This window comes from Curtobacterium sp. PhB130 (assembly GCF_003755165.1).
Lineage (GTDB): Bacteria > Actinomycetota > Actinomycetes > Actinomycetales > Microbacteriaceae > Curtobacterium.
Map to the genome: position 1 here is coordinate 444,575 of NZ_RKII01000009.1, position 14,819 is coordinate 459,393.

The following is a 14,819-nucleotide window of genomic DNA, read 5'->3' on the forward strand; positions in this document are numbered from 1 at the left end:
GCACCCCGAACTGGAGGCCGTGCCCACCTCCGCCACGCCCCTATCGTTGGCTCGTGCTCACGCCAGCCCCCGCTCGCCGACGGTCCGTTGACGCGCGCGTCCGGGCATCTGGCGTGCTCGCGCTCGGGAGCTTCGCGGTGGCCGCGGCGTGCCGGATCGCGGTCGACCGGGTGGCCGCCGGCTTCGAGACGCTGAACACCATCGCCGCCGTCGGGGCGTCGGCCGCCGGGCTCGGGGTGCTGCTCTTCGGGGCGACGCTCGTGCTCGCCGTGCAGCACCACCGGGGCCGCCGGCTGCCGCTGGTGCTCGGCGGGGTGACGGCGCTCCTGGCGCTCGGCGCCGTGGCAGCCGCGGTCGTGGCGACGACCGCGCCGGACGTGGTTGCGGCGTCGAACGCGACCATCGTGCGGACCGCGCTGGCGGGACTGGCTGCTGCGAGCCTCCCGGCGGTCTGCCTGGCGGCCCTGCGATCTCGCGCGTAGCTTCGCGCTACTTCTTCTTCTCTTCCACGTCGCCGGAGAGCGCCGCGATGAAGGCTTCCTGCGGGACCTCGACCCGACCGATGGTCTTCATGCGCTTCTTGCCCTCCTTCTGCTTCTCGAGGAGCTTGCGCTTGCGGGTGATGTCACCGCCGTAGCACTTCGCGAGGACGTCCTTGCGCATCGCCCGGATGCTCTCGCGGGCGATGATGCGGGCGCCGATCGCCGCCTGGATCGGGACCTCGAACTGCTGGCGCGGGATGAGCTTGCGGAGCCGCTCGGTCATCAGCGTGCCGTACGCGTACGCCTTGTCGCGGTGCACGATCGCGCTGAACGCGTCGACCTGGTCGCCCTGCAGCAGGATGTCGACCTTGACGAGGTCGGCCGCCTGGTCGCCGATCGGCTCGTAGTCGAGGCTGGCGTAGCCCTGCGTCTTGCTCTTCAGCTGGTCGAAGAAGTCGAACACGATCTCGCCGAGCGGGATCTGGTAGCGGATCTCGACGCGGTCCTCACCGAGGTACTCCATGCCGAGCAGGGAGCCGCGGCGCTGCTGGCAGAGCTCCATGATCGCGCCGACGTAGTCCTTCGGGGCGAGGATCGCGGCGCGGACCATCGGCTCGCGGACCTCGACGATGCGCCCGGTCGGGAACTCGGACGGGTTCGTGACCTCGGTCACGGTGTTGTCCTCGTTCGTGACCTCGTAGATGACGCTCGGCGCGGTCGTGATGAGGTCGAGGCCGAACTCGCGGGACAGGCGCTCGGTGATGATCTCCAGGTGCAGCAGGCCGAGGAAGCCGCAGCGGAAGCCGAAACCGAGCGCGACGGAGGTCTCGGGTTCGTACACGAGTGCCGCGTCCGAGAGCTTGAGCTTGTCGAGCGCCTCGCGGAGGTCCGGGTAGTCCGAGCCGTCGATCGGGTACAGGCCCGAGAACACCATCGGCTTCGGGTCCGTGTAGCCGGGCAGGGCTTCGGTCGCCGGACGCTGGGCGCTCGTGACGGTGTCGCCGACCTTCGACAGGCGGACGTCCTTCACGCCGGTGATGAGGTAGCCGACCTCGCCGACGGACAGGCCCTTCGTCGGGATGGGCTCCGGGCTCGACACCCCGATCTCCAGGATCTCGTGCGTCGACTTGGTCGACATCATCTGGACCTTCTCGCGCGGGGCGATCGAGCCGTCGATCATGCGGATGTACGTCACGACACCGCGGTAGCTGTCGTAGACCGAGTCGAAGATCATCGCGCGGGGCGCGGCGTCGACCGTGCCGACCGGGGCGGGGACCGTCCGGACGACCAGGTCGAGGAGCTCCGGCACGCCGACGCCGGTCTTGCCGGAGACGCGGAGGACGTCCTCGGGCTTGCCGCCGATGAGCTGCGCGAGCTCGGCCGCGTACTTGTCGGGGTCGGCGGCGGGCAGGTCGATCTTGTTGAGGACCGGGATGATCTGCAGGTCGTTCTCGAGCGCCAGGTAGAGGTTCGCGAGCGTCTGGGCCTCGATGCCCTGGGCGGCGTCGACGAGCAGGATGGCGCCCTCGCACGCGGCGAGCGACCGGGAGACCTCGTACGAGAAGTCGACGTGCCCGGGTGTGTCGATCATGTTCAGCGCGTAGGTCTCGCCGTCCAGCTCCCACGGCATGCGGACGGCCTGCGACTTGATCGTGATGCCGCGCTCGCGCTCGATGTCCATGCGGTCGAGGTACTGGGCGCGCATCGCGCGGTCCTCGACGATGCCGGTGATCGAGAGCATGCGGTCGGCCAGCGTCGACTTGCCGTGGTCGATGTGCGCGATGATGCAGAAGTTGCGGATCGCGTCGGCCGGAGTCGCGGCGGGCTCGAGCGGAGTTGCTGCTTGTGGGCTCACGGTTCCTCAGGTGGGTCGGACGGTCGAACGATTGTCCCACGGTTGGGCGCGCTTGCGGTGCGGGGTGTGGGGTGTGGTGCGTCCCTCGCACGGTGCGGGGCGTGGCGGGCGTGCACCGAGCCTCCCGTCCGGGGTCCCGGCCGGCCGTCCGCTCAGACGGTGGCGTGCGCCGGAGCCGGCAGCGCGCCCAGGCCGCGCCGGAGGTCCTCCGGGGTCGCCGCCAGGCAGATCCGGATCCAGCCCTCGCCGGTCCGGCCGAACGCGCTGCCCGGTGCGACCGCGACCTTCTCGTGCTGGAGGAACGCGAGCGCCCACTCCGCGACGTCGCCCTGGGCGGCGTGCGACATGTCGATCCACAGGTAGAAGGCGCCGCGCGGGTCGTTGTAGCGGATGCCGGCGGCGTCGAGGACCTCGGTCGCGACCGCGAGGTTGGCGCGGTAGTGCTCCCGGGCGTCGCGAACCGCGGAGTGGTCCCCCACGATCGCCGCGAGGGCCGCGTACTGGTCCGGCTCGGCGACGCAGCTGATCATCGCCTCCTGCGTGGTCCGCATCGTCGCACCGAGGCCCTTCGGCGTCACGAGGTACCCGACACGGACGCCCGTCATCGCGTACGTCTTGCTCAGCGAGAACGCCGTGAACACCCGGTCGTCCTCGTCGAGCGCCGCCAGGCTCACGTGCCGGGTGTCGTAGGTGAAGTACTCGTAGACCTCGTCGCTGATCACCCACAGGTCGTGCCACTTCGCCAGCGCCAGGATGCTCCGGAGGGTGTCCTCACCGAACACCGAGCCGAGCGGGTTCGACGGCGAGTTCACCACGATCGCCCGGGTGTGCTCGGTGATGCTCGCCTCGAGCGCGTCGAGGTCCGGCTCGAACCCGTGCTGCGGCTCCAGCCGGTACGGCACCGGCGTCGCCCCGATGATGTGCGCGTTCATCGTGAACGTCGTGTAGCCGGGGTCCGGCACGAGGAGCTCGTCGCCCGGGCTCAGCACCAGCGTCATCGCCTGGAACAGGGCCTGCGTCGCCCCGACCGTCACCCAGATCTGCTCGAGGTCCGCCTCGATGCGGTTCTCGCGGAGCAGCTTCTCCTGGATGGCCCTCCGGAGCGGTGCGATGCCGCCGTTCGGCGTGTAGTCGGTGCGGTCCTCGGTCCACGCCCGCTTGGCGGCGTCGGCGATGTGCGCCGCGACCGGGACGTCCGGCTCGCCGATGACGAGCATCGTGACGTCATCGCCCTCGGCCTGCAGCAGGGCGGCCTGTTCGAAGACCCGGCGGATGCCGGAGGCGGGGACGGTGTCGATCCGAGGTGCGAGGGACGGCATGCCCAACACGGTAACGCCCGCGTGTTTCCGCGCGGTGACGCGTGTCGCGCGCATTGAACCGCTGTTCCCTGCCTGGTAGTGTTGCTTGCTGGCTTGCGCGTTCCCCGCCCACGGGTGGAACGCGAGACGACCAAGGGCCCCTCTACCCAGCGGTCGCATTCACCCGTACGAGACGAAGCAGGAGCACCACATGGCGAACATCAAGTCGCAGATCAAGCGCATCAAGACCAACCTCAAGGCCACGGAGCGCAACAAGGCCTACAAGTCCGAGCTCAAGACGTTCATCCGTCACACCAACGAGGCGATCGTCGCCGGCGACAAGGAGAAGGCCACCGCCGCTCTCGCCGTGGCGTCGAAGAAGCTCGACAAGGCCGTGAGCAAGGGCGTCATCCACAAGAACCAGGCCGCGAACCGCAAGTCGGCCATCGCGAAGAAGGTCAGCGCGCTCTGAGCCGCTGACGCTTGAGGGCCCCGCACCGAATGGTGCGGGGCCTTCGTCGTTCCGGGGCGGGGGGGGTCGGCGCGGGGCGGGGCGAGGCAGGGCGGGGCGGGGCGGGGTGGCGCGGGTCTCGCTGACGGCGGGCGCGCGGCTCGGCTCGGCACCGCACAACCGAAAACACTTCGCACCACGTGATTCCGTGGTGCGAAGTGTTTTGCGTTGTGCGGCGCCCGCTCGCGCCGCGGACAGACGGCAGCCGGGTCGCGGCGCCGGCGCCGATGCCGCCACCTGGTGACGCGCGGGGCTCGGCTCGGCTCCGCACAACGGAAGGCACTTCGCACCACGCGTTTCCGTGGTGCGAAGTGGTTTGCGTTGTGCGGCGCCCGCTCGCGCCGCCGACCGCCGGGCGCCGGGCGCCGGGCCGCGACGGGCGGGCGCGCGCGTGCGGGCGCGCGCGTGCGCGAGCCGACGGGAGGACCGGGTCGGCTCAGCGGTCCTCGCCGCGACGGGCGATGGTGCGGACCATGACCTCGAGCGCGTAGTGCGCGTCGCGCGAGCCACCCTTCACCGCGGTGTCCGCCTCGGCGATGCTGATGATCGCGTTCGCGAGGCCGGCCTCGCTCCACCCGGCGACGTCGCGCTGGGCACGCTGCACCTGCCACGGCGCCATGCCGAGCGCGGAAGCCGCCTGGCCGCTGGAGCCCCGGAAGGCACTGACCTTGGCCATCGTGCGGATCTTGCTCGCGAACGCGGCGACGATCGGCACGGGCGCTTCACCCGTCGACAGGGCGTGCCGCAGCTCGACGATCGCCGGGGCCGACCGGCCCGCGAGCGCGATGTCGGCGACCTTGAACGCGTTGGTCTCGACGCGGCCGCCGTAGTACTTGTCGACGACCTTGTCCGTGATCTCCTGCGCTTCGTCGGCGAGCAGCTGCCGGCACGCGGCCGCGAGCTCGGCGAGGTCGTCCGCGAACGCCGCGACCAGGGTGCGGACGGCCGAGGGCGCGATCTTCCGTCGGGCGGCCCGGAACTCCGCGTTCACGAAGTCGATGCGGTCGGTCTCCCGCTTGAGCTCGTCGCACTGGACCTCGATCCCACCGCCGACACCGCTGCGGATCGTGTCGAGGAGCTTCTTGCCCCGGACCCCGCCGCCGTGTCGGAGCACCAGGGTGACGTCGTCGGCGGGGTTGCCGAGGTAGGAGATCGTCTCGGTGATGAAGGCGTCCGTGCACTTCTCGACGTTGGTCACCCGCACGAGCCGGGGTTCGCCGAACAGGGACGGGCTCGCGAGGGTGGCGAGGAGGCCGGGGGCGTACTGGTCCGCTTCGAGGTCGTGGACCTCGAGCGCAGGGTCCTCGCCGACCAGCAGGTCGCGCAGCATGCCGGTCGCCCGCTCTGCGAGGAACGTCTCCGGCCCGGTCACGAGGATCACGGGCGCGGGACGGATGCCCGACCACGGGACCTGGTCGATCTTCGCGGCGGCGCGCGCGGGCTTCTTGGCGGGCATGCGTTCCTTCCGATGGTGCGGCTCCGAGTCTACGGGCCACCCCCGACGCGGACGGCACGGGGTCGGCGGACGCCCGCTCGGTCCACACCTCTGGCCCCTCGGTCCCGCGGCGCACCACGACGGTGCCCTGCAGATCGGTACGGAAGGGTGTCGTCCCCGCTGCCGCCAGCATCGACAGCGCCCGGTCGGTGGGGTGTCCGTAGGTGTTGTCCGCGCCGACGCCGATCAGCCCGACCGGCGCCGCGAGCTCCCGGTAGAGCACCGGGTCCTGGTCCGCCGAACCGTGGTGCGACACCTTGACGACGTCGACCGGTTCGATGCCGGCACTCCCCCGCAGCCGGCGCTGCGCGGTGGCGTCGAGGTCCCCGAGGAACACGCCCGACAGGCACGACGTGCACGACGGTGCCGAGGGGCCGACCGCGAGCACGATGCTCGCGTCGTTGCCGCTCGCGGAGTCGCTCGCCCGCGGCCAGAGCACGCTCCACGGGAGGGCACCGAGCATCCCTGCGACGCCGTCGTCGCCCCGTCGCACGTCCACTCCGGCCCGCTGCAGGTCACGGACGACGGCATCGTCCGCCGGTCGTCCGGTCGACCCGGTCAGCGCGATGTCGACGTCGGCCGCGACCTCGTCCACGGCGCCGACGTGGTCGCGGTCGAAGTGCGTCAGCACGAGTAGGTCGATCCGGTCGACGCCGAGCAGGTCCAGGCACGCGCGCAGTCGCTCCGGGTCGTCCCCGACGTCCACCAACGCGGTGCTCGCCCCGTTGCGGATGAGGACCGCGTCCCCCTGGCCGACGTCGCACGCCGCGATCGCCCAGTCGCCGGGGAGCCCGGCCCGGACGATCGCCCGCGGGACGAGCGTCGACGCGATGCCGATCACCCCGACCACCGCCGCGATCAGCAGCACCCGCGTCCGGAGTGCTGCGGGTACGAGCACCGCGGCGACGAGCCCCGAGCTGACCGTCGCGGCCGCTCCGACGCCGAGCAGCCCGGTGGGCCACGGCACCGCGGCGAACGGCAGTGCAGCGGCACCGTGCGCGACGGCACCGATGGCCGCGGCCGGCGCCCAGGCGACTGCCGCGACGACCGCCGCTCCCGCCGGCCACACGGGTGCGAGCAGGCACGCGCCGAGCCCGAGCACGGTGACCACCGGCGCGAGCGGCTCGGTGACGAGGTTCGCGGGCACCGCATACGTCGGGAGCGCGGCGGAGAGTGGGATCGTCAGCGGCCAGCACGCCACCTGCGCGGCGATCGGCACGGCCAGCGCGGCGGCGACCGGCGTCCAGCACCGTCGGGCCAGCACCGCGGTCAGGGGCGGTCCGAGCACGACGATGCCGCTCGTGGCGAGGACCGACAACCCGAACGCGAAGGAACGCGAGAACCAGGGGTCGACGACGAGCATCCCGAGCACGGCGAGGCAGATCAGCGGGACGCCCCGCACCGGACGCCCCGCGAGGTGCACGACCAGGACGACGACGGCCATCACGGTCGCCCGGAGGATCGACGGGTCCGGACGCACCAGCACGACGAACCCGAGCAGCAGGGTGACCGCACACGCAGCTCGCGCCAGCCGCCCGAGCCCGGCCGCCTTCCCGAGCACGACGACGAGCGCGACGATCACCGCGCAGTTCGATCCCGAGACGGCGGTGAGGTGGGTGAGCGCACTGGTCTCCATCGCGGTCTCCGTCGCCGGGTCGAGCCCGCTCCGGTCCCCGATCGCGAGACCGCGGAGCAGTGACCCGCCCGGCTGCGGCAGCTGCGAGGTCACGTCAGCGAACGCCGACCGCGCGGTGTTCGTCTCGGCGAGGAACCCGGTCGGTGGCGACGTGGCCGGGGTGCCGCGGAGGAACACGACGAACGCGGTGGCCGATCCCGGTCCGTCCGCTTCGAGCACCCCGGAGCCGGACACCCGCGTTCCGGCACCGAGCACGGACGGCGCGTCGGTGTCCCGCGACGGGACGAGCCGGACCGGCACGTCGAGCCCGGAACGGCCACGGGCACCGAGGACCTCATCGACCCCGTCGACCCCGTCGACCGCCGACAGCGTCCCGACCACGGACCGGTCCCCGGCGCCGAGGTCACGATCGAGCACCGCCTCGACCCGTACCGTCCGGCCGAGGACGGCGGTGAGCGACGCCGGCGAACGACCCGGCTCCGCGACGGCCACCGCGACCCCGACCACCCCGACGAAGGCCGCCGACGTGACCACGAACGCAGCAGCGACGCGGAGCACCACCGACGAACGCCCGACACCCGAACGCCCGGCACCCGTACACACGACGACCAGCCCCACGAGGACCACGCAGCCCGCCCCACCGGCAACCCACCAACCCCGGTCCGGCACCCCGACGAGCACCGCCGCCGCGACCCACGCGACGGCAGCCGGCACAGCGATGCGCAGGTCGGTCCGGACCGGCGCGACGTTCACACCCGCACCCGGTCCTGCAGCTCGGCGAACCGGACGTCCCCGATGCCCGCGACGTCGAGCAGGTCCTCGACCGCGGCGAACCGCCCGTGTTCGTCACGCCACGCCAGGATGCGCCCGGCCAGGGCCGGCCCGATGCCCGGCAGGGTCTCGAGCGCGGTCTGGTCCGCCGTGTTCAGGTCGATCAGGTCCGACGGCGCACCCGCACCTGAGCCCGCACCCGGGACACCGGCCGATGAACCACCAGCACCGCCGCCACCAGCCGCGTCCAGCGCCGCGGGCAGCTCGGTCTCCCCCACCTTCGGCACGTAGAGGCGCTCCCCGTCGACGACGAGCCGCGCGAGGTTCAGCCGTGCAAGGTCGGCATCGTCAGCGGCTTCCCCCGCCGCGGAGAGGGCGTCGGTGACCCGACTCCCCGCAGGGAGCGAGACGACCCCCGCCCGCCCCACGGCCCCGAGCACGTGCACCACGACGACCGCCCCCGCAGAGGACGACGCAGAAGCAGAACCACCAGGACCAGGACCAGGACCACCGGAAGCTGGCACACCAGGACCAGGCGCACCGTCAGCAGGGACCGCGGACGCACCGTCCACCGACACCGTCCCGCCCGCACCCCCACCCCGCGCGCCGAGCACGATCACGACCAGCGCCACCGCGACGACGATCGCAGCGAGCACGAGCGCCGCACGGGGCGTCAGGGTGAACCGGGACATGGCGGAAACGCTACGGAGCACGACCGTTCGGCCGGGCTCCGCGACGAGACACTGTGGACAGCGAGCTGTAAGTTCCGCCTGTGCAGGAAGAACCGGAGGAGCCCGCTACCCCTTGATGGCGATGTTCACGAGCTTCGGCGCACGGACGATCACCTTCACGATCTCCCGCTCCCCGATGTACCGCTGCACGTTCGCCGAGCCGCGGGCGAGCCGCTCGAGCTCGTCCGCCTCGATGGACTTCGAGACCTCGAACGAGTCACGCACCTTGCCGTTGACCTGCACCACCGCGGTGAGGGTCTCCTGCACCAGCAGCGTCGGGTCGGCCTTCCGCCACCCGTACGTCGCCACCGAGGACGTGTACCCGAGGCGCTCCCACATCTCCTCGCCGGTGTACGGCGCGAAGACGCTGAGCCCGAGGGCGATGGTCTCGACGGCTTCGCGGACGGCGGGGTCGCCGGCACCGGGGCCGTTGTCGATCGCCTTGCGGGTGACGTTCACCAGGTCCATGAGCCGTGCGATCACGACGTTGAACTTGAACGACTCCATCATCCCCGGCGCGTCGGCCAGGAACCGGTGGGTGACCTGGCGGAGCGCCCGGTCGCCCTCGGCCCACACGGCGTCCGGTGTCGAGGTGACGTCGGTCGCCAGGCGGTAGGCGCGGGCGAGGAAGCGGGCGGAGGCCGCCGGGGAGACGTCCTCCCAGTTGATGTCGTCCTCGGGCGGGCCGGCGAAGCCCATCACCATGCGGATCGCGTCGACGCCGTGCGCGTCGAGCTCGTCGCCGAGGGAGACGCCGCCCTTGGACTTCGACATCTTCGAGCCGCCGGAGAGCACCATGCCCTGGTTGAGCAGCGCCGAGAACGGCTCGGTGAAGTCGAGGTAGCCGAGGTCGAACAGGACCTTCGTGACGAACCGGGCGTAGAGCAGGTGCAGGATCGCGTGCTCGACGCCGCCGACGTACTGGTCGACGGGCGCCCACTTGCGCGCCATCTCGGGGTCGAACGCCTTGGTGTCGTCGTTCGGCGACAGGAAGCGCAGGAAGTACCAGGACGAGTCCACGAACGTGTCCATGGTGTCGGCGTCACGCTTCGCGGGTGTGCCGTCGACGGGGTTCGGCACGTTCACCCAGTCGGTCGCCCCGCCGAGCGGCGAGGTGCCCTTCGGCTTCAGGTCGAGGCCCTCGGTCGAAGGCAGCACGACGGGCAGCTGGTCGAGCGGCACCGGGTGCTCGGTGCCGTCGGCACCGTGGATGATCGGGATCGGGGTGCCCCAGAAGCGCTGGCGGGAGATCAGCCAGTCGCGGAGGCGGTACGTCTTGGCGGCACGGCCGGTGCCGCGCTCCTCGAGGAGCTTGATGGCGGCGGTGATCGCGTGCTGCTTCGACATCCCGTCGAGCGGCCCGGAGTTCATCATCCGGCCCTGGCCCGTCAGCGCTTCACCGGTCGTCGCCGGGTCGAGCGACGGCAGATCGGCCAGCGACATGTCGGGTGTGATCACGGGGATCGCCCCGGTGACGGCGGCGTTCGTGTCCACGACGACCTTCACCGGCAGGTCGAACGCGCGCGCGAAGTCGAGGTCGCGCTGGTCGTGCGCCGGCACGGCCATGACCGCGCCGTGGCCGTAGTCGGCGAGCACGTAGTCGGCGGCCCAGATCGGCAGGCGCTCACCGGTGAGGGGGTGGATCGCGAACCGGTCGAGCGGCACGCCGGTCTTCGGGCGGTCGGCGTTCTGCCGGTCGATCTCCGAGGTCTTCTGCGTCGCGGTCAGGTAGTCCTCGAACGCGGAGCGGACGGACGGCGACGCGGGAGCGACCAGGGCGGCGGCGAGGTCGGAGTCCGGCGCGACGACCAGGAACGTCACACCGTGGATGGTGTCCGGGCGCGTGGTGAACACGGTCACGGGCTCGTCGTGGCCCTCGATCACGAAGTCGACGTCCGCACCGACCGAGCGGCCGATCCAGTTGCGCTGCATGGCGAGGACCTTCGACGGCCACCGGCCCTCGAGCTGGTTGAGGTCGTCGAGCAGCCGGTCCGCGTAGTCGGTGATCTTGAAGTACCACTGCGTCAGCTTCTTCTTGACGACGACGGCACCGGAGCGGTCCGAGGTGCCGTCGGGCAGGACCTGCTCGTTGGCGAGCACGGTCTGGTCCACCGGGTCCCAGTTGACCCAGCTGTCCTTGCGGTACGCCAGGCCCTTCTCGTACATCTTGAGGAACAGCCACTGGTTCCACTTGTAGTACTCGGGGTCCGAGGTGTGGATCTCGGTCGTCCAGTCGAAGGACGGCGCGTACCGCTTGAACGAGGCCTTCTGCTGCGCGATGTTCGCGTAGGTCCAGTCCTTCGGGTCCACGCCGCGCTTGATCGCCGCGTTCTCGGCGGGCAGCCCGAACGAGTCCCAGCCGATCGGGTGCAGCACGTTGAAGCCCTGCTGCCGCCAGTAGCGCGCGACGAAGTCCCCGAGCGCCCAGTTCTCGGCGTGGCCCATGTGCAGGTCGCCGGAGGGGTACGGGAACATCTCGAGGATGTACTTCCGCGGACGGCGGTCCTCGGGGTCGATGGTGAAGAGGCCGAGCTCTTCCCAGCGGCTCTGCCACTTGTCCTGGATACGACGGAAGTCGTAGGCGTGCGGGTCCTCGACGGGCTGCTCGATGGTCACGGAACTCTCAATCGGTCTGGAGGCGCGGGGAACGTCCGTCGGACGTGCTCCGGTCATCAAGGATATGCGCCCAGGGCGTGCGGCTCACGCCACCAGGCGGCCGTCCCGCATCCGGAGGGTCCTGGTGACCAGGTCCGGCGGCACCGGCACGTGCGACACGACCACGACGGTGTTGCCTGCGGCCCGCGCGGTCCCGACGAGGTCCCGGAGCACCGACTCGCCGAGGTCCGGGTCGATGTCGGCCGTCGGCTCGTCGAGCACCAGCACCGGGAACGCGTGCAGGAGCGCCCGGGCCAGCGCCAGTCGGTGCGCCTGCCCGCCGGACACGAGCGCGCCACGCTCCCCCACGCCCGCGTCGAGCCCACCGCGGCGCGCCACCCACGACCCGAGCCCGACGCGCTCGAGCACCGTGAGGAGCTCGTCGTCGGTCGCGGTGTCCCGGGCGAAGAGCAGGTTCTGCCGGATCGACTGGTCGAACACGAAGGGGTCCTGCTCGATGAGCCCGACCCGGGCGCGCACGGCGTCCGGGTGCATCGACCGCGCCTCGACGCCGTCGAGCGTGTAGCTGCCCTCGTGGTCGACGAACCGCACGAGCGCGTCCACGAGCGTCGACTTGCCGGCGCCGCTCGGCCCCGCGATCACGACGACCTCGCCGGGGGCCAGCGCGAACGACACGTCGTCCACCGCGGGCACCGCCGATCCGGGCCACCGGACGGTCATCCCCGCGACGGCGACGGTGACCGGCCCGTCCACGACGAGGTCGGACGCCGGGGCGTCGGCGTCCGGCTCGGGCACGATGCCCGCCGGCAGCGTCTCGGGCACGACCTGCTCGACGCGGTCGGCCGCTGCCCGGACCCGCCGGAACGTCAGCACCGCGAGGGGCACGCCGCCGACGACCTCGAACAGGGCGAGCGGCACGAACACGGCCAGCGCCCAGAGCGGCCCGTCGAGCGCCCCCGTGACGACCGCGGGTGCGCCGACCGCCAGGATCCCGATCACGGCGGCACCGCCGACGAGCCCGACGAGCGCGCCGACGAGCGCCTCGACCGTGGCCCGACGTCGCACCGCGCGGGTCACCCGGTCGTCGAGCGTCGCGATGTGCGCCAGCCGCTCGTCGAGGGTGCCGTAGGCGGCGAACACGTCGAGCGTGCGGACGGTGTCGAGCACCAGGTCGGCGACCCGGCCCCGTTCGGCGGCGGTGGTCTCGTCGCTCCGCCGGGCGATCGCGGCGGTGACGACGGACCCGAGCACGGCGGCCACGACGAGCGCGAGGAACAGCACGAGGGCGGCCGGCAGCGACACCAGGGCGACCGCGACGACGGAGGCCACGGCGGCCACACCCGCGGACACGAGCGGACCGACCACCCGGATCGGCAGGTCCTGCAGCCGGTCCGTGTCGGTGACGAGCCGGGTCATCAGGTCGCCGCGACCGGTGGCCCCGAGCCCCGCCGGCGCGATCGAGGCCAGCCGTCGGTACATCTCCGTCCGCACCACGGCGAGCTGCCGGAACGAGGCATCGTGCCCGGCGAGGCGGTCCACGTACCGGAGCGCGGCCCGCCCGAGCGCGAACGCCCGGACGCCGACCATCACGAGCGTCAGGTACAGGATCGGCGGGTGCTCCGCCGCGCGCGTGATCAGGTAGCCGCTCGCGGCGAGCAGCGCGACCGCGCACAGCGCACTGAGCGCGCCGGCGGTGACCGCACGCCCCCAACCGGGCCCACGCGGCATCGCGAGGCGCAGGACGGAGCCGTCACGGGCCTCCAGGTCGGTGCTGCTCATGCGTGTGCTCCCGCGACGTGCGTCGTGACGGATCCGGTGTCGCCGATGGCGACCAGGAGGTCGGCGGCCGCGACGACCGCCGGTCGGTGGCTGGCGACGACGACGACCGCGCCGTCGTCGGCGAGTCGACGGATCGCGGCGACGACGTGCGCCTCGGCGTCGGCGTCGAGCGCCGACGTCGGTTCGTCGAGCAGGACGAGCCGCGTGTCGGCCCGGGTGTGCCGGTACAGGGCGCGGGCGACGGCGACGCGTTGCGCCTGGCCGCCCGACAGACCGGTCCCGCCGGCACCGACCTGGAGGCCCGGGTCGAGTCCCAGCCCCGCCTCGCCCAGGGCGGACGCGACCGTCGACGGCACGGGGGTCGCGCTGAGCGCGACGTTCTCCGCGATGGTCCCGCGGACGAGTCGGGGCCGCTGGTCGGCCCACGCGATGCGGTCCGCCCGCGTCGTCCCCGCGGCCCCGGGCACGGTGATCGCGCCGTCGTGCGGCAGCACCCCGCGGATCGCGGCGATGAGGCTCGACTTGCCGGAACCGCTCGGGCCGGCGAGCACCACGACGGTGCCCGGACGCGCGTCGAGGTCCACGGGACCGATCACCACGTCGGGTCGGCGCACCGTGACGCCGCGGAGCACGAGGTCGGTCGCGGCCGGTGCCGTCTCCGGCCGGACGGCGGGCGTGCGGTCGTCGGCGAGGACGTCGAGCACCGCGCTGGACGCCTCGACGCCGTCCTGGGCCGCGTGGAAGTCCGCGCCGACCTGGCGGAGGGGCGCGAACGCCTCCGGGGCGAGGACCAGGACGAACATCGCCGCGCCGAGCCCGAGCGACCCGTCCACGAGCCGGATGCCGATCGACACCGCGACCAGGGCGACGGAGAGGCTGGCGGCGAGTTCGAGGGCGAACCCGCTCATGAAGGAGAGGCGGAGGACCCCGAGCGTCCCGCGGCGGTACTCGTCGGTGACGGTGCCGATGCGGCCGACCTGGCGTCGGGCCCGCCCGAACACCTTGAGCGTCGCGAGGCCCTCGACCGCCTCGAGGAAGGCGCCGCCGAGCCGGGCGAGCGCGTCGGACTGGCGCTGCTGCAGCGACTGCGTGGCCATGCCGATCAAGATCATGAACACCGGGATGACCGGCAGCGCGCAGAGGATGATCAGCCCGCTGGTCAGGTCGCCGAATCCGATCGCGACGAGGAGCACCGGTGTCGCGATCGCGGTGAGCGCGAGCTGCGGCAGGTACCGGCCGAAGTACGCGTCGAGGGCGTCGAGCCCCGGCCCGAGCGTGGTCGCGAACCCCGCGCTGGACCGTTCCGCGAGCCACGCCGGACCCCGCTCGGCGGCCCGCGCCAGCACCGTGGAGCGCATCTCGCTCTTCACCGTCGCGGCGGCCCGGGCGGCGAGGTCGTCCGTGGCCCAGGCCGCGACGGCCCGGAGCGCGAACGCCGCGCCGAGCAGTGCGAGCGTCGGGACGAACGTGTCCGGCATCCCGCCCCGCGCGTCGATGACCTGGGTCACGGCGGCGGCGATCCCCCACGCGATCCCGATGGTGGCGATCGTGCGGAGGACGCCGGTGCCGGCCGCGGCGGCGATGGAGCCGCGCGCGGACCGCGACAGGCGGAGCAGGCGCGGGTCGAGCGGCTTCATCGTGGTGC

Annotated in this window: 9 protein-coding genes and 1 pseudogene; 2 read left to right on the top strand and 8 right to left on the bottom strand. The window is 72.4% G+C overall.

Features of this window, described 5'->3' with window-relative positions; genetic code table 11:
• Nucleotides 1-53 precede the first annotated feature (53 nt).
• The gene (locus tag EDF24_RS15600; protein WP_148070911.1) at nt 54-482 is read left to right on the top strand and encodes a hypothetical protein; all 429 of its coding nucleotides are present in this window, start codon (nt 54-56) and stop codon (nt 480-482) included.
• A gap of 7 nt (nt 483-489) precedes the next feature.
• On the opposite strand, the gene lepA is transcribed toward EDF24_RS15600, so the two are convergent.
• Together lepA and EDF24_RS15610 are read right to left on the bottom strand one after the other, a co-directional pair.
• Complete coding sequence (gene lepA / locus EDF24_RS15605; protein WP_123704032.1) at nt 490-2,337, bottom strand: translation elongation factor 4; 1,848 nt, start codon at nt 2,335-2,337, stop codon at nt 490-492.
• Nucleotides 2,338-2,489: 152 nt separating this feature from the next.
• Nucleotides 2,490-3,656 carry a pyridoxal phosphate-dependent aminotransferase gene (locus EDF24_RS15610; protein ID WP_123704034.1) on the bottom strand — a complete coding sequence of 389 codons (1,167 nt, stop codon included), beginning with the start codon at nt 3,654-3,656 and terminating at the stop codon, nt 2,490-2,492.
• A gap of 190 nt (nt 3,657-3,846) precedes the next feature.
• Here EDF24_RS15610 and rpsT point away from each other — a divergent pair, with 190 nt between their 5' ends.
• Nucleotides 3,847-4,107 (top strand): 30S ribosomal protein S20, encoded by a 261-nt coding sequence (gene rpsT / locus EDF24_RS15615; RefSeq protein WP_123653125.1) that lies wholly within the window; start codon nt 3,847-3,849, stop codon nt 4,105-4,107.
• Between the two features lie 475 nt (nt 4,108-4,582).
• Here the strand turns inward: rpsT and holA are convergent, their stop codons facing one another.
• From holA to cydD, 6 genes and pseudogenes are all read right to left on the bottom strand, one after another.
• The gene (gene holA / locus EDF24_RS15620) at nt 4,583-5,602 is read right to left on the bottom strand and encodes a DNA polymerase III subunit delta (protein ID WP_123653124.1); all 1,020 of its coding nucleotides are present in this window, start codon (nt 5,600-5,602) and stop codon (nt 4,583-4,585) included.
• Nucleotides 5,603-6,221: 619 nt separating this feature from the next.
• Nucleotides 6,222-8,030 (bottom strand): annotated as a pseudogene (locus EDF24_RS19710) (ComEC/Rec2 family competence protein); the annotation flags it as partial.
• Nucleotides 8,027-8,740, bottom strand: a complete 714-nt coding sequence (locus tag EDF24_RS15635; RefSeq protein WP_123704038.1) for a helix-hairpin-helix domain-containing protein — start codon at nt 8,738-8,740, stop codon at nt 8,027-8,029. The pseudogene EDF24_RS19710 and the gene EDF24_RS15635, both read right to left, overlap by 4 nt.
• Before the next feature lie 105 nt (nt 8,741-8,845).
• The gene (gene leuS / locus EDF24_RS15640; RefSeq protein ID WP_395868280.1) at nt 8,846-11,407 is read right to left on the bottom strand and encodes a leucine--tRNA ligase; all 2,562 of its coding nucleotides are present in this window, start codon (nt 11,405-11,407) and stop codon (nt 8,846-8,848) included.
• 72 nt (nt 11,408-11,479) lie between these two features.
• A complete protein-coding gene (gene cydC / locus EDF24_RS15645; protein WP_123704040.1) occupies nt 11,480-13,174 on the bottom strand; it encodes a thiol reductant ABC exporter subunit CydC in 1,695 nt (564 codons plus the stop codon).
• A complete protein-coding gene (cydD, locus tag EDF24_RS15650; protein ID WP_123704042.1) occupies nt 13,171-14,811 on the bottom strand; it encodes a thiol reductant ABC exporter subunit CydD in 1,641 nt (546 codons plus the stop codon). Before cydD ends, cydC begins: the two co-directional genes overlap by 4 nt.
• Between the last annotated feature and the right edge of the window lie 8 nt (nt 14,812-14,819).

What these genes read in the sequence shown, in the direction of transcription:
- EDF24_RS15610 (WP_123704034.1), bottom strand. Translation starts at nt 3,656, where the DNA reads ATGCCGTCCCTCGCACCTCGGATCGACACCGTCCCCGCCTCCGGCATC.
- rpsT (WP_123653125.1), top strand. Translation starts at nt 3,847, where the DNA reads ATGGCGAACATCAAGTCGCAGATCAAGCGCATCAAGACCAACCTCAAG.
- holA (WP_123653124.1), bottom strand. Translation starts at nt 5,602, where the DNA reads ATGCCCGCCAAGAAGCCCGCGCGCGCCGCCGCGAAGATCGACCAGGTC.
- EDF24_RS15635 (WP_123704038.1), bottom strand. Translation starts at nt 8,740, where the DNA reads ATGTCCCGGTTCACCCTGACGCCCCGTGCGGCGCTCGTGCTCGCTGCG.
- cydC (WP_123704040.1), bottom strand. Translation starts at nt 13,174, where the DNA reads ATGAGCAGCACCGACCTGGAGGCCCGTGACGGCTCCGTCCTGCGCCTC.
- cydD (WP_123704042.1), bottom strand. Translation starts at nt 14,811, where the DNA reads ATGAAGCCGCTCGACCCGCGCCTGCTCCGCCTGTCGCGGTCCGCGCGC.